This window comes from Nocardia grenadensis, from assembly GCF_050942415.1.
Lineage (GTDB): Bacteria > Actinomycetota > Actinomycetes > Mycobacteriales > Mycobacteriaceae > Nocardia > Nocardia grenadensis.
Genome location: NZ_CP192054.1, coordinates 1,921,906 through 1,942,463, shown reverse-complemented (window position 1 = coordinate 1,942,463; position 20,558 = coordinate 1,921,906). Strand labels below are relative to the sequence as shown.

17 protein-coding genes are annotated in these 20,558 nt (G+C 69.8%); 5 read left to right on the top strand and 12 right to left on the bottom strand.

Annotation, left to right across the window (positions count from 1 at the left end; genetic code table 11):
• Positions 1-239 precede the first annotated feature (239 nt).
• Together ACQPYS_RS08745 and ACQPYS_RS08740 are read left to right on the top strand one after the other, a co-directional pair.
• Positions 240-686: a hypothetical protein gene (locus tag ACQPYS_RS08745; RefSeq protein WP_433492253.1), complete on the top strand. Its 447-nt coding sequence runs from the start codon at positions 240-242 to the stop codon at positions 684-686.
• A gap of 435 nt (positions 687-1,121) precedes the next feature.
• Entirely contained in the window at positions 1,122-2,291 is a 1,170-nt protein-coding gene (locus ACQPYS_RS08740; RefSeq protein ID WP_063036599.1) for a sensor histidine kinase, read from the top strand.
• A 106-nt stretch (positions 2,292-2,397) separates the two neighbouring features.
• On the opposite strand, the gene ACQPYS_RS08735 is transcribed toward ACQPYS_RS08740, so the two are convergent.
• From ACQPYS_RS08735 to ACQPYS_RS08705, 7 genes are all read right to left on the bottom strand, one after another.
• Positions 2,398-4,026 (bottom strand): solute symporter family protein, encoded by a 1,629-nt coding sequence (locus tag ACQPYS_RS08735; protein ID WP_433493000.1) that lies wholly within the window; start codon positions 4,024-4,026, stop codon positions 2,398-2,400.
• Between the two features lie 2 nt (positions 4,027-4,028).
• Positions 4,029-4,382 (bottom strand): DUF485 domain-containing protein, encoded by a 354-nt coding sequence (locus tag ACQPYS_RS08730; protein WP_431940954.1) that lies wholly within the window; start codon positions 4,380-4,382, stop codon positions 4,029-4,031.
• 162 nt (positions 4,383-4,544) lie between these two features.
• On the bottom strand, positions 4,545-6,302 hold the full coding sequence (locus tag ACQPYS_RS08725) for a cation acetate symporter (protein WP_431940955.1): 1,758 nt from the start codon (positions 6,300-6,302) through the stop codon (positions 4,545-4,547).
• Positions 6,303-6,347: 45 nt separating this feature from the next.
• Positions 6,348-6,716, bottom strand: coding sequence for a hypothetical protein (locus tag ACQPYS_RS08720; protein WP_431940956.1), 369 nt, complete (start codon positions 6,714-6,716; stop codon positions 6,348-6,350).
• The gene (locus ACQPYS_RS08715) at positions 6,713-7,465 is read right to left on the bottom strand and encodes a LytR/AlgR family response regulator transcription factor (protein WP_433492252.1); all 753 of its coding nucleotides are present in this window, start codon (positions 7,463-7,465) and stop codon (positions 6,713-6,715) included. The genes ACQPYS_RS08720 and ACQPYS_RS08715 overlap by 4 nt, the downstream gene beginning before the upstream one ends.
• An 85-nt stretch (positions 7,466-7,550) precedes the next feature.
• On the bottom strand, positions 7,551-8,012 hold the full coding sequence (locus ACQPYS_RS08710; RefSeq protein WP_063036503.1) for a VOC family protein: 462 nt from the start codon (positions 8,010-8,012) through the stop codon (positions 7,551-7,553).
• Between the two features lie 92 nt (positions 8,013-8,104).
• Positions 8,105-8,995, bottom strand: a complete 891-nt coding sequence (locus tag ACQPYS_RS08705) for a hypothetical protein (protein ID WP_433492251.1) — start codon at positions 8,993-8,995, stop codon at positions 8,105-8,107.
• A 217-nt stretch (positions 8,996-9,212) separates the two neighbouring features.
• Between ACQPYS_RS08705 and lspA the strand changes: the two genes are divergently transcribed.
• Genes lspA through ACQPYS_RS08690 form a run of 3 tightly spaced genes read left to right on the top strand, consistent with a single transcriptional unit; the run spans position 9,213 to position 11,581 of the window.
• Positions 9,213-9,953, top strand: coding sequence for a signal peptidase II (lspA, locus tag ACQPYS_RS08700; protein WP_084480821.1), 741 nt, complete (start codon positions 9,213-9,215; stop codon positions 9,951-9,953).
• A complete protein-coding gene (locus ACQPYS_RS08695; protein WP_063036505.1) occupies positions 9,950-10,876 on the top strand; it encodes an RluA family pseudouridine synthase in 927 nt (308 codons plus the stop codon). Before lspA ends, ACQPYS_RS08695 begins: the two co-directional genes overlap by 4 nt.
• Before the next feature lie 6 nt (positions 10,877-10,882).
• Positions 10,883-11,581 carry a hypothetical protein gene (locus ACQPYS_RS08690; RefSeq protein ID WP_433492250.1) on the top strand — a complete coding sequence of 233 codons (699 nt, stop codon included), beginning with the start codon at positions 10,883-10,885 and terminating at the stop codon, positions 11,579-11,581.
• Here ACQPYS_RS08690 and ACQPYS_RS08685 read toward each other — a convergent pair whose 3' ends face one another.
• From ACQPYS_RS08685 to ACQPYS_RS08665, 5 genes are all read right to left on the bottom strand, one after another.
• Entirely contained in the window at positions 11,582-12,400 is an 819-nt protein-coding gene (locus ACQPYS_RS08685; RefSeq protein WP_063036514.1) for a PhzF family phenazine biosynthesis protein, read from the bottom strand.
• 287 nt (positions 12,401-12,687) lie between these two features.
• Positions 12,688-13,740 carry an IS110 family transposase gene (locus ACQPYS_RS08680; RefSeq protein ID WP_433492249.1) on the bottom strand — a complete coding sequence of 351 codons (1,053 nt, stop codon included), beginning with the start codon at positions 13,738-13,740 and terminating at the stop codon, positions 12,688-12,690.
• Positions 13,741-14,160: 420 nt separating this feature from the next.
• A complete protein-coding gene (locus tag ACQPYS_RS08675; RefSeq protein WP_433492248.1) occupies positions 14,161-16,587 on the bottom strand; it encodes an HAD-IC family P-type ATPase in 2,427 nt (808 codons plus the stop codon).
• A gap of 34 nt (positions 16,588-16,621) precedes the next feature.
• Entirely contained in the window at positions 16,622-19,834 is a 3,213-nt protein-coding gene (locus ACQPYS_RS08670) for an arabinosyltransferase domain-containing protein (protein WP_433492999.1), read from the bottom strand.
• A gap of 135 nt (positions 19,835-19,969) precedes the next feature.
• The gene (locus ACQPYS_RS08665) at positions 19,970-20,476 is read right to left on the bottom strand and encodes a hypothetical protein (RefSeq protein WP_063036542.1); all 507 of its coding nucleotides are present in this window, start codon (positions 20,474-20,476) and stop codon (positions 19,970-19,972) included.
• Positions 20,477-20,558 lie beyond the last annotated feature (82 nt).

Genomic DNA, 20,558 nt, shown 5'->3' with positions numbered 1-20,558 from the left:
TCCCAATGGCTCGGCGGGGGTTGGTGTAGCGAGTTTATGCGCACCGTCCGACCGGTTCGGCGCCGGATGGGCGTGCCCGTGGGACCCGGGCGTGTCGGCCAGGTGTCCCGACGCGGGAAACCGATTCGGCCCCCGGCACGCTCGGTCACTGGTAGGGTCGTGCCGCGTCACATCCGGCGGATCTCCGCCCGGCCCACGATCGACCCCCGCACGTGTACGACCGACCAGCGAGGTGAACGATGACAGCACGCAGGACCGCGCTCGCGTTGCCCGCCGCCGCGGCGCTCGCGGTGGGCACGCTGGTGGCCACCGCCGCGCCCGCCGCGGCCGACGGCGGTTCGTTCCAGACGATCTACGCCCTCACCGACGGCCCGTGCGTCGCCCAGGTCGACACCTCGGTCAACGGTCCCGGTTATCCGGAGCACGCGTCGTTCACCGTCTCGACCATCATGTTCGGCATCGGGTCGTGCACCCTGCCGATCACCCTGAACTGGCGCAACCTCGACACCGGCGAGACCGGGTCGGCCACCCAGCACGCGAACGGCCCGGGGCACTGGATGAACGACGGCCGCTCGGCCCTGTTCCGTCCCGGGATCGGGCGTTTCACCGCGACCGTCACCGTCGGCGCGGCCCACCTCCCCCAATCGGGAGCGGTGGAGTTCACCGTCCAGAAGTACCAGGGGTGATCACCGGCCCCCGCAGACAGCTTCCGGCTCGTTCGGCGTAATCGCTCCCGGGCGCCCCCGAGCGGCCGTGACCCGGCCCCTTCCACCCGGCGCGATCGCCGCGCCGGATCTCCGATCTCGGCTCGCCGACGCGGGCCGGTCATCGCTTCCGGAGAAGGTTTCCCGCGGCAATGGCGGTTGCCGCGGGAAGCGTGAGACGATGGCCGGCCCCCGTCGGCGAGCCGGACCGGTAACGATCGGCCGGCGACCCGGTCACGCAGCGACCGGCGGCCGGACGTGAGAGGTGGCCGAGCCGCGGTGGGCACGCACGGTGCTCCGAAGGCCGGGCCGAGCCGCCGGTGCGCCTGCTCGTAGCATGTGCCGGAGTCGAGCGTCGGCGAAGCCGCGCGTCGGATCGGCGGATCGGTACCGCGGCGTGACGGGACAGGGAGTGCGATGACCGCGACCTTGCTCGCCGTATCCGGCGCGGCCGTACTGATCGCCGCGGCACTGCTCGTCTGGGCGCGTCCGCGGCGAATGGTCACCACCCCCGCCGAACGAGCGGTACACACGGCACTGCACACCGCCTCCCTGGCGGCCCGGCCGCTGCGCCGGGGCCTCACCCGGGAGTCCGCGCAGGAGGCCGCCCCGCATCTGCGTGCGCTGGTCGGGGCCGAGGGGCTCGGGGTGAGCGATCCCGAGGGCGCGCTCCTGGCCTGGGACGGTGTGCACGAGCCGCCGGCGGCCGAGTTCACCGGGACGGCCCGGCGAGCCGTCGCGGCACAGCGGCCGGTGCTGGCGCAGCTGCCCGATACCGAGCATCCGGGGCGCACGCTGGTGACCCAGCCGTTGCTCAGCGACAACGGCACCGTCGTGGGGGCGCTGGGGATGATCACCGGGAGCCGACCGGGCCCCGGTGCGCTCGGCGCGCTGGCCGAAGTCGCCCGATACGCCAGCGGCCAGCTGGAACTCGCCGAACTCGATGCCTCCCGGGCCCGGCTCGACCGTGCCGAGGTCCGGGCGCTGCGGGCCCAGATCAGCCCGCATTTCATCTACAACGCCCTGAACACCATCGCCTCGTTCGTCCGTACCGACCCGGACCGGGCCCGGGAACTCATCCTGGATTTCGCGGACTTCACCCGGTATTCGTTCCGCGACGCCGGGGAGTACACGGTGTTGGCCGACGAACTCAGCAATATCGAACGCTATCTCGAACTCGAACGCGCCCGGTTCGGGCCGGCGCTCCAGGTGCGGTTGCGGATCGCCCCCGAGGTACTCGGCGTCACCCTGCCCTTCCTGGCCCTGCAACCACTGGTGGAGAACGCCGTACGGCACGGGTTGGCGGCCACGCCCGGCGGTGGCACGGTCACCATCGAGGCACTCGACGCCGGCACCGACTGTGTACTCAGCGTGGAGGACGACGGCGCCGGGATGGATCCCGACCTGTTGCGGTCCGGGTCCTTCGATACGGCCGCGGAGGGGGCGCATATCGGCCTGGCCAATGTGGACGACCGGCTGCGAGCCGCCTTCGGCAACGACTACGGACTGGTGGTCGATACCGCGCCCGGCGCCGGGACGAGAGTGAGTATGCGGGTGCCCAAGTTCCGCCCCGGAATCCGGCCGTGACGCGAAACCGGCCGTGCCCCGCTCACCCTCACAGAGCGGGGACCGGCCGGCCGGCGCCGAGCGGTACGGGGTCCGGAGGCCGCCGACACAGCATCCGGACCCGCACTCAGTGCGCGATCGCTTTTTCGGCGCCGACGCCGGTCAGTGCCCGGACCTCCATTTCCGCGGCCTTGGCCGGATCTTCCGGGTTCTTGCCGCCGAGGTAGGTGCCGATCACGCCGAGCACGAACGCCAGCGGGATGGACACGATCCCCGGGTTGGACAGCGGGAACCAGTCGAAGTCCAGATCCGGCAGCATCGCGGTCGACGATCCGGAAACCGCCGGGGAGAACACGATCAGCACCACTGTGGAGATCAGCCCGCCGTACATGCTGAACAGGGCGCCGGTGGTGTTGAACCGCCGCCAGAACAGCGAGTACAGGATCGTCGGCAGGTTCGCCGAGGCCGCGACCGCGAACGCCAGCGCCACCAGGAAGGCGATGTTCTGACCATTGGCCAGGATGCCCAGGACGATGGCCAGCACGCCGATCACCACCGCGGTGATCCGGGAGACCCGGACCTGCGCGGCGTCATCGGCTTTGCCGCGCCGGATGACATTGGCGTAGATGTCGTGGGCGAACGACGCCGAGGCCGTGATGGTGAGGCCGGCGACCACCGCGAGGATGGTCGCGAACGCCACCGCCGAGATGATGCCCAGCAGGATCACGCCGCCGAGTTCGAAGGCCAGCAACGGCGCCGCGGCGTTCTGTCCGCCGGCCGCGCCGAGGATCCGGTCCGGGCCGACGATGGCCGCCGCGCCGTAGCCGAGCACCAGGGTGAACAGGTAGAAGGCGCCGATCAGCGCGATCGCCCAGACCACCGAACGGCGGGCCTCCTTGGCGGTCGGCACGGTGTAGAAGCGCATCAGCACATGCGGCAGACCCGCGGTACCCAGTACCAGTGCCAGGCCCAGCGAGACGAAATTCAGTTTCGACATCTCGCTGCCGCCGTACTGCGCGCCAGGGGCCAGGACATCGCGCGCGGCCACCTTCGCGTCCTCGGACCCGCCGATCGCGCTCTGCGCACCGGAGAGGATGCCGGAGGGATCGAACCCGAACTTCGCCAGCACCATCACCGTCATCACCGCGGCGCCCGCGATGAGCAGGACCGCTTTGATGATCTGTACCCAGGTGGTCCCCTTCATCCCGCCCACCAGCACGTATACGATCATCAGCACACCGACCACGGCGATCACCACGGCCTGCCCACTCTTACTGGACACATCCAGCAGCAGGGCCACCAGACCACCGGCACCGGCCATCTGGGCGAGCAGATAGAACAGCGAGACCGCCAGGGTGCTGATCGCGGCCGCGGTGCGCACGGGCCGCTGCTTCAGCCGGAAGCTCAGCACATCGGCCATGGTGAACTTGCCGGTGTTACGCAGCATTTCGGCCACCAGCAGCAGCGCCACCAGCCAGGCGACGAGGAAGCCGATCGAATAGAGGAAGCCGTCGTAGCCGTACACCGCGATGGCGCCGGCGATCCCGAGGAAACTCGCCGCGGACAGATAGTCCCCGGCGATGGCGATGCCGTTCTGCGGCCCGGTGAAACCGCGGCCACCGGTGAAATAGTCGGTGGCACCGGAGGTATTGCGCCCCGCCCAGAACACCACGACCATGGTGACCACGACGAACAGCGCGAAGATGGCGATATTGGCCACCGGATTGCCGACCGTGGCGTCGGCGGCGTACAGCATGGTCACGACCGGGTTCCTTCCAGTTCGGCGCGGAGCGCGGCCGCCCGCGGGTCCAGTTCCCGGTTGGCGAAGCGGACGTAGAGACCGGTGATCACGAAGGTCGAGAGAAACTGGCCCAGCCCCAGCAGCAGTCCGATATTGATCTCCCCGAACACCGGAGTGGCCATGAAATCGTGCGCGTACGCGCCGAGCAGCACATAACCGAGGTACCAGAGCAGGAATAGAGCGGCCATGGGAAAAATGAAGCGGCGCAGCCTGTTACGGAGTTCCTGGAACTCCGGGCTCGTCTGCGCGGCGACGAAATCGGGCGGGGGGCCGGCCCGCTCCCCGCTTCTGTCGAGATCGATATCGGTCATGCCGGGTCCCTCATCATGTGACGTGTACTACCTGAGCAGAAGGTAGCGACCCGAAGGCGATTCGAGACCCCTGTGACGGGAGTCACTCGGTGGAGGCGGGTAAGTGTGCGGTGAGCGGTCGCTGGGCCGCGACGAACGGTCGGGCCAGATCGCTGTCGCCGATCAGTCCGTCCGGTGTCCGGGCACGCGATCGGCGCCCATACCGAGCCGCTCCGGAGCGTGCATCCGGACGAACGCCCGGCCCACCCCCGGCGGCCGCGGGGTCCAGCGGCTGACCAGCACCATGGTCGCGAAGGCCAGCGGGACGGCCACGGCCGCGGGATATCCGAGCAGCGCCGCTGCCCAGCCGCCCGCCGGCCGGTCGGAAACTCCACCGAGCACGGAGACCAGGGTCGCCGCGCCCGCCACGCTGCCACCGATCACCAATCCGGCGGCCGCACCCACCGCGGTGAGACCCCGCCACCAGATTCCGAGCACCAGCAGCGGGCACAGGGTCGCGGCCGCCAGCGAGAACGCCAGCCCCACGGTGCGGGACAGGTCCAGTGACACCACGCCCAGCGACAGTGTCAGCGGTACCGCGCCGGCGACCAGCGCCGCGACCCGGAAATCCCGGATCCGCCCGCGCAGCACATCCGTACTCAGCACGCCGGCGATACTCACCACCAGCCCCGAGGACGTGGACAGGAAAGCGGCCATGGCGCCCGCCGCGACCAGCGCCGCCAGCAGCTGCCCGGGCAGCCCCGCCAGCGCCGAGGAGGGCAGCAGCAGGACCGCGGCGTCCGAGGTCCCGGTGATCAGCAGTTGCGGTACGTAGAGCCGGGCGAAGACGCCCAGCAGCACCGGGAACAAGTAGAACGTGCCGACCAGCGCGATCACGGCCAGCGCGGTGGAGCGGGCGGCCCGACCGTCACGGTTGGTGTAGAAGCGCACGAGGACATGCGGCAATCCCATGGTGCCCAGGAAGGTGGCGATCATCAGCGAGTACACCTCGTACCGCGGATGCGGTCCGGCGAAACCGCCGCCGGGCAGCAGCCAGTGCGCGCCGTCGGCCGGGGCACCGGCCACCACCGGCACCGTCGCGCCCGGTTCGAGCACCAGCCGGGTGTCCCGAGCCAGTTCGTGGATGCCCGCCGTCAGCAGGACCGGGCCGTCCACCGCGCGGTCGTCCAATACCCCGTGCACCGAGACCCACTGCGGCGCGGCCAGTCGCACGAGTACCGGGGTGGTCACCTCCACCGTGGTCTGTTCGCTCACCGTCGGCGGGGCCGGCGCGCCGAGTTCGCGATCGCCGCCGGGCCGGTCGGCGGCGAAGAAATGCACCAGCAGGACGAGCGCGGGCAGCGCCACCGCGGTCAGTTTCAGCCAGTACTGGAAGGCTTGGACCAGGGTTATCGACCGCATCCCCCCGGAAACGACATTGGCCACCACGATCACCGCCACCGCGACCGCGCCCACCCAACCCGGTACGCCCAGCAGAATGCGCAATGTCAGCCCGGCGCCCTGGAACTGCGGGATCACGTACACCGCGCACACCAGCACCACCACCACGGCGGCGAGGCGCCGCAACCGCGGCGAACCCCACCGGAACTCGGCGAAATCGGGCACGGTGTAGGCCCCGGACCGCCGCAGCGGTGCCGCCACGAAGAGCAGCAGCGCCAAGTATCCGGCGGTGAAGCCCACCGGGTACCACAGGGCATCGGCGCCGTATTTGGCGATCAACCCGGCGACCCCCAGAAAGGACGCCGCGGACAGGTATTCACCGGAGACGGCGGCGGCGTTCCAGCGTGGGCCGACACTGCGGGAGGCCACCAGGAAGTCCGAGGTCGTGCGGGCCCAGCGCACCCCGTACACACCGAGGACGACCGTGGCCAGCGCCGCCGCGAGCAGCGCCGCCACCGTGAGGCCGGGCGCGGTCACCATCCCGGCCTGCCCTTCGGCCGGGATGGTGACCGCGGCGCGGGCGGCTCAATCACCGGTGAGCTCGAGGAAATCGTTCTCGTTGCGCTCGGACAGCCGCAGGTACACCCGCCCGGTGAGCCACAGCAGCGGGTAGGCGGCGCCGCCCAGCACCAGCCACGGCAGCCGGATACCCAGCACCACGGCCTCGGCGACCGCGGTCACGCCGAACAGCAGCGGAAGCGCGGCGAGGAGCAGGGCGATCACCAGGCCACAGCTCAGGGCCAGCCCCAGTTGCGCCCGGATGAGCCCGCCGATCAGCGCCTCGCCGATCTCGGTCTGCTCGGCGACCTCCACCCGGGTCCGGACGCGGCGCGCGCCCCGGCGTTCGGCGAGCACCACCCGCCGGCGGGGCGGGCGCGGGGCGGGGCCGATCATCGCCGGTCCGGCGACGGATGCGGTCCGTGCACCAGCCGCTGTTTGAGTTCGCGCACCTGGCGGCGGCTCACCGGAAGCTCCACCCGCTGTGCCCCGCGCAGACACACCAGCGTCCCCGAACCCACCGTCCGCAGCCCGGTCACCCGCCCGAGCGCCACCAGATACGAACGGTGCACCCGCAGGAAATCCTCACGCCAGCGGTCCTGCAACGCCGAGAGCGGGATGCGCACCAGATGGGAACCGGTATCGGTGTGCAGCCGGGCGTAGTCGCCTTCGGCTTCCACCCAGTTCACCTGGGACCGGTGCACCAGTGTGGTGACCCCACCCAGCTCGACCGGAATAACTTCGTGGCCCCCGGCCGTGCCCGGCTCCGGCTCCGGGTCGGTGCGGGTCCGGCGCTCGGCGATCCGCCGCACCGCGGCTCTCAGCCGCTGCCGGCGCACCGGTTTGAGCAGGTAGTCCACCGCACCCAGATCGAACGCGGCCACCGCGTGATCCTCGTGCGCGGTGACGAAGACGATCGCCGGCGGGTGCACGAATTCGGCGAGCACCCCGGCCAGTTCCATACCGTCCAGGCCCGGCATATTGATGTCCAGGAAGACCGCGTCGACCGCGTGCGCGCGCAGAATCCGGAGCGCGCCGGTCGCGTCGGCGGCGCCGTGCAGCGCGGTCACCACGGGTTCGGCGCGCAACAGATAGAGCAACTCGTCCAGCGCCGGCTGCTCGTCGTCCACGGCAAGCACCCGCATCCGCCAGACCCTTCCTGCTCCTTCGACTCGACCATGGTAGTCATCGGGGTCCGGCCGCGGTGCCGGTACGGGGGTTTCGGGCCGATCAGGATCCGAGCCGGTCCATCTGCCGCTGCATCTCCTCGGGCTCGATATCCTCCACATGGGTGGCGACGGTCCACTGATGCCCCCACGGGTCCACGAACGAACCGGTCCGGTCTCCGTAGAACTGCGTCTGCGGGGCGCTGATCTCGATGGCGCCGGCGGCGAGCGCCGCGGCGTGGGCCGCATCCATATCCGGTACGTAGACGTAGAGGTTGACCGGGGTGCCACCGATCGAATGCGGATCCCGGAACGCCATATCGGGGGCCGGGTCGCCGAGCATCAGCACCGAATTGCCGATCAGGAGTTCACAGTGCAGCACCGTGTCGTCGGGGCCCGGGATACGCATCCGTTCGATGGCCCCCAGCACCCGTTTGTAGAATTCCACCGCGTCCGTGGCGCCGGCGATCGCCAGACCGGGGGAAATAGTGGGATAGCCTTCGGGTACAGGCGGGATATCGGACATCACGGGACCTCCGGTCTCGGAGAGTTGTGTCGGATATCTGTGAGCCTATGCTCGGTGCCCGCCGCGGGCCCTGGCCGGACCCGGCCGCCCGATCAGTCGCCCCAACTGACGTTCGTCTCGATGACCTGACGCAGCACCGTCGAGGTGCGCGGGTCGCGGTAGGACTGGTGGCCGCCGATCGAGATCGACCCGGCCACCGGCAGCGGCAGGCCGAGATCCACGGTGATATCTCCGCTGCCCTGCATCGCGTAGTCCTCGATATCGAGCATGCCTGCCTCGTTCGGCAGATCCCAGATACTCGATTTCGGCGTCTGGGTGACGTCGAGCCGAATGGACAACCGCCCACCGTCGCGGGCGACCAGGGTCGCCGTGGTGACCTGGTCGAGGTCGACACCGCCGCCCACGGTCTGCTGCACCCGCCAGACCGCGCCCACTCCGACCGGTTCGTCGGGGAAGGTGATGGATCGGTAGACCGCCTGGTAGAAGGCCTGTTCCAGGGCGGCGCGCGCCGAATTCGACGTATCGGGGGCGGGCGCCAGCCGCAGCGCGGTGATCCCGCCGAGTTCACTCATCTCGAATCCGGCGTGCGTCCCGTCGGCGGCGGTCAGTGCCTCCGACAGTGCCGGATCGGGAGTGGTCACCGAACCGAGGGTGAGCTCCACCCCGCCCGCGTCGCTGGTGGCGGTCATCGGGATGGTCAGCGCCGGACTGGAGAAATCGCGGACCTGTTGGGAATCGATCTGCTGCTGGATACGGTGATCCGTGCGCAACGTCACCGCCTGGATCGTGCCGTCGTAGTAGGACGGCCGCAACGTCGACCGGGGCTCCTCGCCGTGGTCCACGGTGGTGACCACGGCCGCCGCGATCGGCACGGTGACCTCGCCTATTCCGAGCGGTTCGGTGCCGTCGGCGTCCGCTCCGGAGTCGCCGCCGTCGCTGCAGCCGGAACCGAAAGCGGTGAGACCCACCGCGAGAACCACCATCAGCACTCTGGACCTTGCCAGGCGGGGCGTGGGAAACGAACACAACACCGTCACGCCCGACAGCCTACGAGGCGTACCTGAGCGTGGGCTGGGACATCGCGCCGACCTCCGGAAGCACCGGCCGGCAGCGGCGCCCCACGCCGCGACACACCCGGGGCGGCGGCCCGTCACCGGTGCGCGCGGGTGCCCACGGTACTGGGCCGTTTCCCCTCGAGAGATGATGGTCGGCGTGAGTGAGGACCGGCCTACGCCAGAGCAGGACCCCGACGACCACACCGGCGGGACCGGCGCGCAGCCGCGGCAGCGGCTACGGCTACTGCTGGCGATCGCCGCGACGCTGTTCGCGCTCGACCTGGTCACCAAGATCATCGTGGTCGCGCGGATACGTCCCGGCGAATCGGTGTCGATCATCGGCGACTTCGTGGAACTGGTGCTGGTGCGCAATCCGGGTGCCGCGTTCTCCATGGCCACCGGCATGACCTGGTTGCTGACCCTGATCGCGACCGCGGTGGTGATCGGGGTGCTGCGTATCGGCCGCACCCTGCGGTCGACCCTGTGGGCGATCGGACTCGGCGGGGTCCTCGGCGGCGCGCTCGGCAACCTGATGGACCGGCTGTTCCGCGAGCCGGGCCCGCTGCAGGGGCATGTGGTGGATTTCGTCTCGGTCGGCTGGTGGCCGGTGTTCAATGTGGCCGATTCCTCGATCGTATGCGGGGCGATCCTGCTGGTGACACTCACCGTCTTCGGTTTCGAACCCGACGGCACCCGCTACAAGGACAAAGAGAAGGCCGTGTCCACCACGGATCCGGCCTCGGCCGACGAGCCCGGCCCCGGCCGGGACCGCTCCACCGGTGACGCCACACCCGAGGACTCCGCGTCCGGCGCCGCCCCGGAATCCACCGCCGGCCCGGGGCCCGGAACGTCCGCCACCGCCGACGGCAAGGAGACCGCCGCATGAGGGAGACCAGGACGATGCCCGTCCCGGACGGACTCGACGGAATGCGGGTGGACGCCGGCCTCGCGCGGCTGCTCGGATTGTCCCGGACCGCCGTCGCGGCTCTCGCCGAAGAAGGGTCGGTGGAGCTCGACGGAGTGGCCGCCGGCAAATCCGACCGGCTCACCGCGGGCGCCTGGCTCGAAGTGGTGTTCCCCGAACCGCGCCGGGAGCTGAGTATCGAAGCCGAACCGGTGGAGGGTATGAAGATCCTCTACGCCGACGACGATATCGTCGCCGTCGACAAACCGGTCGGCGTCGCCGCACACACCGGAGTCGGATGGAGCGGGCCCACCGTGGTCGGCGGGCTGGCCGCGGCCGGCTACCGGATCTCCACCTCCGGCGCGCACGAACGGCAGGGCATCGTGCACCGCCTCGATGTCGGCACCTCCGGGGTGATGGTGGTGGCCCAGTCCGAACACGCCTACACCGTGCTCAAACGGGCGTTCAAACAGCGCACCGTGGACAAGCGCTACCACGCCCTGGTCCAGGGTCACCCCGATCCCAGCAGCGGCACCATCGACGCTCCCATCGGCCGCGCCCGCGGTAACGACTGGAAGTTCGCGGTCACCTCCGACGGCCGGCCCAGCGTCACCCACTACGACACCGTGGAAGCGTTCCAGGCGGCGAGCCTGCTCGATATCCACCTGGAAACCGGCCGCACCCATCAGATCCGGGTGCACTTCTCCGCGATCCGCCACCCCTGCTGCGGTGATCTCACCTACGGCGCCGATCCCCGGCTGGCCGAACGGCTCGGACTGCAACGCCAATGGCTGCACGCCCGATCACTGGGCTTCCAGCACCCCGCCGACGGCCGCTACCTGGAGATCACCAGCGAATACCCCGACGACCTCACCCACGCGTTGCGCGTGCTGCGCGACGCCTGATCGCCTGTGTCCGAGGCACCCGCAGCCCCGCCGCACCGGCCCCGCAATCTCCGCCGGGGGCTCGGCTACGGCGCGGCCGCGGCCGCCTGCGGCGTCGTCGTCCTCGCGCTCGGCTATCTGATTCCCCCGGCCGAGGAGATCGTCTCCACCGACCGCCTCGGCCCCGACCAGGGCGAGTCCATCGGCGAATACCTCGACCGGGCCCAAGAATCGCTCACCGGGACCGACACCGCGGACCGGTGGGCGCTGGTGTCGTTCACCGAGTACCGGCCCGCCGCCGCGCTCCGCGACCAGGTCGGTGATCTGCGCATCGGACAGGCGCTGTACCGGGTCCCGCTGCCCCGGGTGTCGACCCCGCTGGTCGCGGTCCAGACCCCCGCAGGTGACGTCGCGCTACAACGCTCCGGCGCCGACGCCGCCTGGCAGCTGGACGATCAACGCCGCTACGTCGGCGACGACCGCACCGCCCGCATCCTGGACGTAGCCATCACCCGGCTGCGCGCGGGCTGCGCCTGCTCTCCCGGCGTCGTTGTCCGCGCCCCGCTGCCCCGGCTCCGCGACCTCACCGCACGCCCCGGAATCCGCGCGGTGGAGGCACTTCCGGGCGACGCCGTCGCCGGACGGTTCGCCGTCGACCCCCTGCTTCCCGACAGCACCGACCCCGTCGGCCCGCCGCCGGACGACGGGCCCGTCCCACCGGCCTGATCAGAAGTCCAGCGTCACCACACCGTCCAGATAGCGGCGGCAGCGACCGGTCAGCAACACCCGGTCCTCGACCAGTTCGACGTCGAGCGAGCCGCCCCGCCGGGACAGCTGCCGCGCGGTCATCCTGCTGCGCCCGAGCTCGGCACTCCACAGCGGTGCCAGCTGGGCATGCGCCGAACCGGTCACCGGATCCTCCGGCACCCCCACCCCCGGCGCGAAGAACCGCGAGACGAAATCCACCTCGTCACCCCGGGCGGTGACCACCACCCCCCGCTGCACCTTCGGAAAGGCACTCAGGGCGGGTGCCAGCTCCCGGACCTGCCGCTCACTGTCCACCACCACGACCACATCCGCGCCCGAATACACCCGCACCGGCTCCACCCCCAAGGCCGCCACCAGGGCCGCATCCGGTTCGGCCGGCACGGATGCCACCGCGGGCAGATCCAGCACGTACTCGTCGTCATCGGTGCGATCCACCCGCAACCATCCACTATGGGTGAAGAACCCGACCCGGTCCTCACCCGGCTGGATATCGCACAGGATCTGCGCCGCCGCCGCCAGCGTGGCATGCCCGCACATCACCACTTCGGTCATCGGCGTGAACCAGCGCAGGTGATACGCGGGCCAGTCCCCCGGCGACGCCCCGGCCTCCGGAGGTAACCGGGAGGTATAGAAGGCCGTCTCGGCGAGATTGTTCTCCTCGGCCAACTGTTGCAACACGGTATCGGGCAACCACGTGGGCAACGGCATCACCGCTGCCGGGTTCCCGGAGAACGGTGCGTCGGCAAACGCGTCGATCTGGTGCAGCAGAACCTCCATGCCACGAAGGTACTGTGTTTTTCGGCGCGCCTGCGGCGCGCGGGGCCGAGGCCCCCTTGGTCCCGTCGCTCAGCGCCCGAGACTCGCGCCTGCGGCACATGAGCTTCGGGCGCTGAACGACGGGACGGGCCTCGCCCCTTTCAGGGCCTCGCCGAACTCGGCACCGAAGGGGCGCCGCTGTTCGTGAAGGCGATCAGACGCCGGGTCGGCCAGGCGGTCGGGTCGGCATCCGACCCGGACATCGGGTACCGACGTAACCCGTATGTGTCGAGATGCTCCTATGGATGTCAAGTGGTGGGTGGGTTGGTGATGAGGTGGTAGATCTCGCGGGCGATGTAGCGTTTGAGGCAGCGGATGATCTCTTTTTTGGTCAGGCCTTGTGTGGTGCGTCGTTGGGCGTAGGCGCGGGTGGCGGGGTCCCAGCGCAAGCGGGTGATCGCGATGCGGTGCAGGGCGGCGTTGGCTTGCCGGTCACCGCCTCTGTTGAGGCGGTGACGGTGGGTGCGTCCGGAGGACGCAGGGATGGGTGCGACCCCGCACAGGCGTGCGAACACGGCTTCGGAACGGATCCGGTGGGGGTTTTCTCCCATGGTGATCAGGAGTTGGCCGGCGGTGTCGGTGCCGATGCCGTGGGCGGCGACCAGACCCGGGTTGATCGCGGCGACCAGCGGGGTCAGTAGTTCGTCGAGGTCGTTGATCTCGACGGTGAGTTGCTGGTGACGACGCGCCAGCGACCGTAACGCGGTTTTCGTCGCGCCGGTCGGTGACCCGATATCGGCGCGGCCGGGACGCAACCCGGCGCAGGTGGTGATCAGCGCGGTATCGGTGAGCCCACGCAGCCGGGCCCGCAGGGGTTCGGGTGCGGTGACGATCAACGCTTTGATTCTGAGTGTGGCATCGGCGCGCGCGGTGATCGCCGAGCGGCGCGCGATACGCAGAACCCTCACCGCTTCGACCCGGCCCGCACGCTGTTTCGGTGTGCCGGTACGGTGACCGGCCAGCGTGGCCCGTGCGGCTTCGATCGCGTCGATCGGGTCGGATTTACCCTGGAACCGGCGGGTTTTACGGCCGGGGCGATCGACCTCCACCACTGGTATCGCCTGCTCGGCCAGACTCGCGGCCAGTCCGGCGCCGTAGGCGCCGCTGCCCTCGACACCGATGCGGGTCACCCGCCCGAACCCGCGCATCCACGCCAGCAGCGCTGTGTAACCGGCGGCGTCGGCAGCGAACTGCGCGGTGCCCAGCACCCGCCCGAGCGGGTCCAGCACTGCCGCGGTGTGGGTATCGCGGTGGGTGTCGACCCCACCGGTCACATCGACTTCGACTTCGTGATGGGTCATGCTGGAAAGGTCCGTCCTGCTGTCTCGACCGGTTCGGTGGGGCGGCACGCACCGGCCGGGCAGGCGGACAGAACAGTGACGGGTCTGCGGTAACAGGCTCCTATGAGGTCACGGCCACCACGCCCGGTGCGGGCAGTGGCCCCGCAGCAACCCTGATCCGACAGATCTCGACCAAGACACCACGGTCAGTTTTACGAAGGGTCAGAACCACGCGCTGCGGGGCCACACCCATCCTCACTGTTCTACGAGACACCTCAAAAGGTTGAGGCCCGTCTCGCCGTTCAGGCCTCGAAGCGCATGCGCCGCAGGCGCGAGTCTCGAGGCCGAAACGGCGAGACCAAGGGGGCCTCAACCCCGCGCGCGCCAGCGCGCCGAAAACACAGCACCTTCGCGAGTGAGCCCGCCTCGCCGGCGCTTACCTCAGGATTCACCCGGCGCCGCGGGGATCAGCTTGTGCGACTCGCCTCGCACACTCGCCTGAACCCACCAGGCGACCTCCACCAGCACGATGCCCACCGCACCACAGGCGAACGCGGCCGTGGTCAGGCGCAGGTTGGACGGGTCGAGCGCGAAGAATTCACGGGTGAAGGGCACTGTGAAAAGCACAAGGTACGCCGCCACCGAAACGGCGATCAGCACGACTTTCCACCAGGTGTAGGGGCGGGCGACGATCGCCAGCACCCAGACCGCGATCATGATGAGGGTGATGAGCGCGGTGGTGCCGGCCTGCATCTTCTGCTGTTCACCGGCCTCGGGGCCGGCGTAGGCGATGAGGTAGGCGACGAAGGTCGCGGTGCCGATGACCACGCCCGAGGGGATCGCCAGCCGCATCACCCGGCCGACGAATCCGGTACGGGCCCGTTCGTTGTTCGGGGCCAGCGAGAGGATGAACGCGGGGATACCGATGGTGAACCAGGCGGCGATCGTCACGTGCCGGGGCAGGAACGGGTAGCCGATGGGTTCGTAGCCGAAGATCTGCGAGCCCACCCCGGCGGCGCCGACCAGGAAGGCCAGCAGCACCGAGTAGACGGTTTTGGTCAGGAACAGGTTGGAGACCCGTTCGATATTGCCGATCACCCGGCGGCCCTCACCCACCACATACGGCAGGGTGGCGAATTTGTTGTCCAGCAGTACGATCTGCGCGACCGCCCGGGTGGCGGGGCTGCCCGCGCCCATGGCCACACCGATATCGGCGTCCTTGAGTGCCAGCACGTCGTTGACCCCGTCGCCGGTCATGGCCACGGTGTGCCCGCGGGACTGCAGCGCGCCTACCATGGCCCGCTTCTGGTCGGGGCGGACCCGCCCGAAGGTGGTCCGCTCCTCCAGCACGCGGGCGAGTTCGGCGCGGTCCTCGGGCAGGGTGCGCGCATCGACGGCGTGGTCGCCGCCGGGCAGGTCCAGGGAGGAGGCCACCGCGCCCACCGAGACGGCGTTGTCGCCGGAGATCACCTTGATCGACACGTCCTGGCTCGCGAAGTAGTCCAGGGTGTCGCGGGCGTCGGGCCGTACCTTCTGTTCGAGGACCACCAGGGCGACCGGGGTGATGGTGCCGGGGGCGCCGGTCGCATCCACGGCGCGGTCGCCGCGGGCGAGCAACAGCACGCGCAGGCCGGTGGCGCCGAGCTCCTCGGCGGCGCGGGCATCGGCCGACCCGGTGTCGAGCAGCACATCGGGTGCGCCCAGCAGCCAGTCGCCGTGCTCTCCGTAGGAGAAACCGCTCCATTTCTTGGCCGAGGAGAACGGCGCCACGGCCGTGTACTCCCAGCCGGGTGTCTCGGGAAGCGCTTCGGCGATGGCCGCGACGCTGGCATTGGGCCGGGGATCGTCGGCGGCCATGGCGGCCAGCGCCCGCCGGGCCTGGTCCTCGGCGTCCGGACCGGTGTCGATCATCCGGAGTTCGGCCAGGCGCATACCGTTCTCGGTGAGGGTGCCGGTCTTGTCCGCGCACACCACATCCACCCGGGCCAGTCCCTCGATGGCGGGCAGCTCCTGCACGAGGCATTTGCGCTGGCCCAGTCGCACCACCCCGACCGCGAACGCGATCGAGGTCATCAGCACCAGGCCCTCGGGCACCATCGGCACCAGCGCGGCCACCATCCCGGTGACGGCCGGCCGCCAGGTTTCGCCGCTGGACACCAGCTGGTTGTAGATGCTCAGGGCACCGGCCGGGATCAGCAGATAGGTGATGACCTTGAGTATGGTGTCGATGCCGTTGCGCAGTTCGGAGTTCACCAGCGTGAACTTGCTGGCCTCGTCGGCCAGTTTCGCGGCGTAGGCGTCTTTGCCGACCTTGGTCGCCCGGTAGGCGCCCGAACCGGACACCACGTAGCTGCCGGAGAGCACCTGCGCGCCGGATTCCTTGGCGACATCATCGGATTCGCCGGTGAGCAGCGATTCGTCGATCTCGAGCAGTTCGGCTTCGACCACCTCACCGTCGACCACGATCTGGTCACCCGGCCCGAGTTCGATGAGATCGTCGAGGACTACCTCGCTCGGCGCGACCTGTTCGGCCTTACCGTCCCGGCGCACAGTCGGTTTTGCCTGTCCGACGATCGCCAACCGGTCCAGGGTGCGTTTGGCTCGGATCTCCTGCACGATGCCGACCGCGCTGTTGGCCACGATCAACAGGCCGAACATTCCGTCGATCACCGATCCGGTGGCCATCACCAGGACGAACAGCACCCCCAGGATGGCATTGATCCGGGTGAACACATTCGCCCGGACGATATCGCGCACCGAGCGGCTGGCCCGGTCCGGCACATCGTTGGTGAGCCCGTCGCGCCGGCGCTGCGCCACCTCCGCGGCGCTGAGACCGGGCATCCCGACGGACTGCACAGTTGTCGACATGGCTGTCAGAGTAGCCAGCGCCGCGGCGCGCGGCTCACCAGGCGACGTTGATCGGGCCGGGTGTCCAGGTCCCGGAGTGGTCCTCCTGCGTCGTGCGCGGGCGGGCCGGGACCGCGTCGGGGGCGATGGGGAGGAACTGTTGCAGCTGGCCCCAATCGCGATCCCAGTCCTGATCGAGATAGGTCGGCAGGGTGCGCGCGTACAGCAACAGACCGGTCCAGCCCAGCGGGCCGCCACCATCGTGGTTCTGCCACAGATTGGTGTCGTGCGCGCCGATCCGGTCCGGCAGGATGCGGTATTTCGGCACCTCGGCGATCCCGACGCGGTGGTCGAAGGGCCGCTGGCACGGGAACTGCAGGCCCACCGCCCAGTCCAGCAGCACCGGATCGGTGGATCCGACGACCGTGTTCAGATCCTGGGTCCGCGGCATCCGCGGCGGGGTGAAGGCCAGCCACTGGCGTGGGTCGCGGTCGCGATCGGCGGCGACGATCCGCACGGTGTCGGCATCGGCGTAGGGCGCCAGCGGAACCCGCAGATTACGCCACGACGGCGCCGGGCCGATATCGATCGGATTGACCCGGCGCAGCGGGACCGGGTCCGCGGCCGAACCACCCGGCGCGGTGGTGGAACCGAATTCCAGTTCCAGGGACTGCCCGTGGGTCACCACACCGTCGGCGTCCTGTGACCAGATACGGCCCGCGGCGCTGAGGGCGAGAATATCCGCGCGGTCGGCGACCGGGGGCAGCCGATACCAGCCGGAGGTCAGTTGGGCCGGGCCGTCGGCGTGATCGCTGCCCAGGACGGGGGTCTCCGGATCCAGGCCGAACGGCAGTGTGGGGCTGTCGGTTTCGGTCGCGACACCGGTGCCCGCGGTCGCCGCGCCCACCGAATCGGCGATGGCGGCATCGGCGCCTTCCTCGGCATCGGCGCTCAGATCCGCCGCGACTCCGGTGGGACTGAAACCCGTTCCGGTACCGGCCAGGGCCGACACGGGATCACCGGAGAGCGGAGCAAGCATCCCGCGGTTGGGGTCGGTCTCCACCAGTACGTGCGGGGCCAGGCCGCAGGTGTTCCCGGCGAGAGCGCTCAGGTTGGAACTCGCCAGCGAGAAGGCCGGGTACTGGGAGACGGCGCCCTTCGCGAACGACGCCACCTCGAACAGCACCATGAACGCGGCGGCCACCGTCAGTGCCGGCACCTTGGCGAACCGCCAGCCCCAGCGCGAGATCCGATGCCGTCCGTCATCGGGTGCCCGCACATGCCACCACGCCGCCAGTGCCAGCAGCACCACCGCGCCCAGCAGGAAGACCTTGTTGAAGGCGATACCGGCCACCGAGGGCTGTTTGTCCCACCACGGGATGCTGTAGGAGGAGACGTACCACCAAGCGTTGGGCCCGGCGAACACGAGAGCCAGCAGGAACGATACCGCTGCGGCGAACAGTGCCCGGTTGCGTGGTGCGCGCATGACCCGCGGTCCGATCGCGACGGCCGTCAGCACCGCCACCGCTCCGGCCAGCCCGGCGAAGACACCGAGGTGATGGGTCCATTTGGTGGGTGTGGTCATCATCAGCGCCATGGCGCCGACGGTGACGCCGAGGATGCGGCGCGAGGGCCCCACCGCGGTGCTGGGGATCCGGCCGCCTTTTCGCAGCAGGGTGAGCAGGCATACCGCCAGCCCGGCGATCATCACGAAGATCCCGAAGCGGCGGGCCACCGAGCCGTCCACCGTACCCATGAACAGGTACTGGTAGCGCAAGTATTCGTCGAACCAGAGCACATGCGGGCCGGCCAGTTCGTGCACCCGGCGCATCTCCATCATGGCGCTGAACGGCTGGTCGGCGAAGGCCACCACCAGTACGAGGACACCCGCGGCGGCCAGCGGCAGCAGTTGCGCGAGCCAGCCGATCCGCGGCGCGCGGGCGGCGAGGATCCTGACCAGGGGTCGCAGTCCGGCCAGCAGGGCGGCCACGCAGATGATGCCGTGCGGGCCGGCGGTGCAGCTGAAGGCGGCGATGAGGATGGCGACCGCGAACGGCAACAGCCGACGGGTGGCGATCCCGCGCTCGACCGAACACCAGGTGAGCAGGACGCCCAGCGCGACGATGGGTTCGGGCCGCAGCCCGTTGTTGTACGGCAGCCATACGGCCAAGAACACCAGCGCGCCGGTCCACGGGACGAACCGGTTGCGATGTAGCGCGGCCCCGAACCGGGGCACCACCTCGCGACTGATCACCAGCCAGGCGAGGATGCCGGCCAGCAGACTCGGCAGCCGTACCCAGGGGCTGGCGGTGGTGAGATCGGCCATCAGGCCGATGAGGTCGTAGTACGGGGTGCCGATCGGGTTCTCCGGGACCCCGAAGTAGCGAAAGTAGTTCGCCATATATCCGGCGGCCTGCGAAGTCCGGCCCATACCGAACTGGTAGCCGTCGTCGGAGGTGGTGGCGCCGATGAAATGCCAGAGCATCAGCGTGCCGAGCACCACCACATCGACGGGACGGAAGGTCCACCAGCGGGCCGGCAGGAACCGGCGGGCGCGGCGCCCGTCGAGACCGTCCAGCCGGTGCAGCGCGAACAGCGAGATCAGTGTCGCGGCGACGGCCAGCCAGATCGCGATCTGTTTCAGCGGAGTGGGGCTGGAGGTGAACCGGCTGTCGACCTCGGCGGTGACCAGGGTGCCCGCGGGGTCGGCCAGATCGCTGAACACACCGACCAGCTGGGGGCGGAAGTCCCCGCTGAGCACCACCGGCTCGGATCCGGTGAGCGAGGCCACGGATTCGGTCATCCCGGCGTGTACGTCGAGTTCGCAGTTCGGGGGCAGTTCCGCGACCGGGACGCTGAACAGCGATTGGTTACGCAGGACGACATCGAGTTGCGCACCCGTCTCCGGTGTCGCGGGCCGGACCCGGGCCAGGAAGCCGTAGCGTTCCAGGTCGGGTGCGCCGTAGGGGGCGGTGGCGGTCAATACCCCGCCGCCCGGCCCGAGTTGCTGGATCGCCGCGCACGGCACCGTGGCCGTGTAGTCCAACGGCGCGTACGCGACCAGCGGGGCCTCGACGGAGGCGGCGGAATCGTCCTGCGGCCAGGACAATGTGGCGGCGTCGACGCGGACCGGCAGCAGCGGTACCGCTATCGCCAGCAGTGCTCCGATGAGCGCCGACACCAGCGCGACCGGCCGTGCCCAGCCACCCCGCGATCGGGATCGGGGACGGTCGGAGAGATCTGTCGGCTCGGGCGCCGCCACCACCATCGTGTCAGCCACGGGGCGCAATCCTAGCCGGGACCGCACGCACCGCTGCGGCTGCGCTCACCGATACCGTCGCAGCCATAGAACGAGACCAGCCGGTCCGCTCGTAGCGGACCGGCTGGTCTGTACGCTGCGGGATCAGGCCACGCAGGCCGGGGACTGCACCTGGGCCTGGGCGAGCATATTGCAGGTCCAGGTCTTCTCGACCTTCCACACACCGTCCTCGGCGACGAACGGGACATCGACCACGTTCTGGGTGTCGCCCAGCTTGAAGTCGGCCTTGGCGTTGATGGTGTCGGCGAAATCGTTGACCTCGGTGACCTCGATGGTGGCGCCCGAATCCGTGTAGAACTGGGCCAGTTTGCCCGGCAGTTCCGGATCGGCCTCGGCGCCCTGCACCATTTCCAGCTTCTCCTCGTTGGGCACGGCCGGGTCGAGGGCGCGCTGGAGCTGAGAGTTCAGGTCGGCCACGGTGGGCACCGGCGGCAGGTCGGACATCTCTTCCGAGGCGGCCACCGACGCGGACGTCGTGCTCGCGGCCTTGCTGTCCGAGTCGGAATCATCGCTACCACACGCCGTCAGGGTCAGCACGGCCACGGCGGCCACGCCGGCGATCGCGATACGTCCGGTCTTGCGAAGCTTCAACTGCTCGTCCTTTGCGTTCGAGGGTTCGGTGTCGTGCACTACGACAGAGCCACCGGAACCGGCGACGCTGCCCGGACCAACC

Excerpts from the sequence above, each read along its gene's own strand:
- ACQPYS_RS08745 (WP_433492253.1), top strand. The coding sequence starts at position 240 with ATGACAGCACGCAGGACCGCGCTCGCGTTGCCCGCCGCCGCGGCGCTC.
- ACQPYS_RS08740 (WP_063036599.1), top strand. The coding sequence starts at position 1,122 with ATGACCGCGACCTTGCTCGCCGTATCCGGCGCGGCCGTACTGATCGCC.
- ACQPYS_RS08735 (WP_433493000.1), bottom strand. The coding sequence starts at position 4,026 with ATGCTGTACGCCGCCGACGCCACGGTCGGCAATCCGGTGGCCAATATC.
- ACQPYS_RS08730 (WP_431940954.1), bottom strand. The coding sequence starts at position 4,382 with ATGACCGATATCGATCTCGACAGAAGCGGGGAGCGGGCCGGCCCCCCG.
- ACQPYS_RS08725 (WP_431940955.1), bottom strand. The coding sequence starts at position 6,302 with ATGGTGACCGCGCCCGGCCTCACGGTGGCGGCGCTGCTCGCGGCGGCG.
- ACQPYS_RS08720 (WP_431940956.1), bottom strand. The coding sequence starts at position 6,716 with ATGATCGGCCCCGCCCCGCGCCCGCCCCGCCGGCGGGTGGTGCTCGCC.
- ACQPYS_RS08715 (WP_433492252.1), bottom strand. The coding sequence starts at position 7,465 with ATGCGGGTGCTTGCCGTGGACGACGAGCAGCCGGCGCTGGACGAGTTG.
- ACQPYS_RS08710 (WP_063036503.1), bottom strand. The coding sequence starts at position 8,012 with ATGTCCGATATCCCGCCTGTACCCGAAGGCTATCCCACTATTTCCCCC.
- ACQPYS_RS08705 (WP_433492251.1), bottom strand. The coding sequence starts at position 8,995 with ATGGTGGTTCTCGCGGTGGGTCTCACCGCTTTCGGTTCCGGCTGCAGC.
- lspA (WP_084480821.1), top strand. The coding sequence starts at position 9,213 with ATGATGGTCGGCGTGAGTGAGGACCGGCCTACGCCAGAGCAGGACCCC.
- ACQPYS_RS08695 (WP_063036505.1), top strand. The coding sequence starts at position 9,950 with ATGAGGGAGACCAGGACGATGCCCGTCCCGGACGGACTCGACGGAATG.
- ACQPYS_RS08685 (WP_063036514.1), bottom strand. The coding sequence starts at position 12,400 with ATGGAGGTTCTGCTGCACCAGATCGACGCGTTTGCCGACGCACCGTTC.
- ACQPYS_RS08680 (WP_433492249.1), bottom strand. The coding sequence starts at position 13,740 with ATGACCCATCACGAAGTCGAAGTCGATGTGACCGGTGGGGTCGACACC.
- ACQPYS_RS08675 (WP_433492248.1), bottom strand. The coding sequence starts at position 16,587 with ATGTCGACAACTGTGCAGTCCGTCGGGATGCCCGGTCTCAGCGCCGCG.
- ACQPYS_RS08670 (WP_433492999.1), bottom strand. The coding sequence starts at position 19,834 with ATGGTGGTGGCGGCGCCCGAGCCGACAGATCTCTCCGACCGTCCCCGA.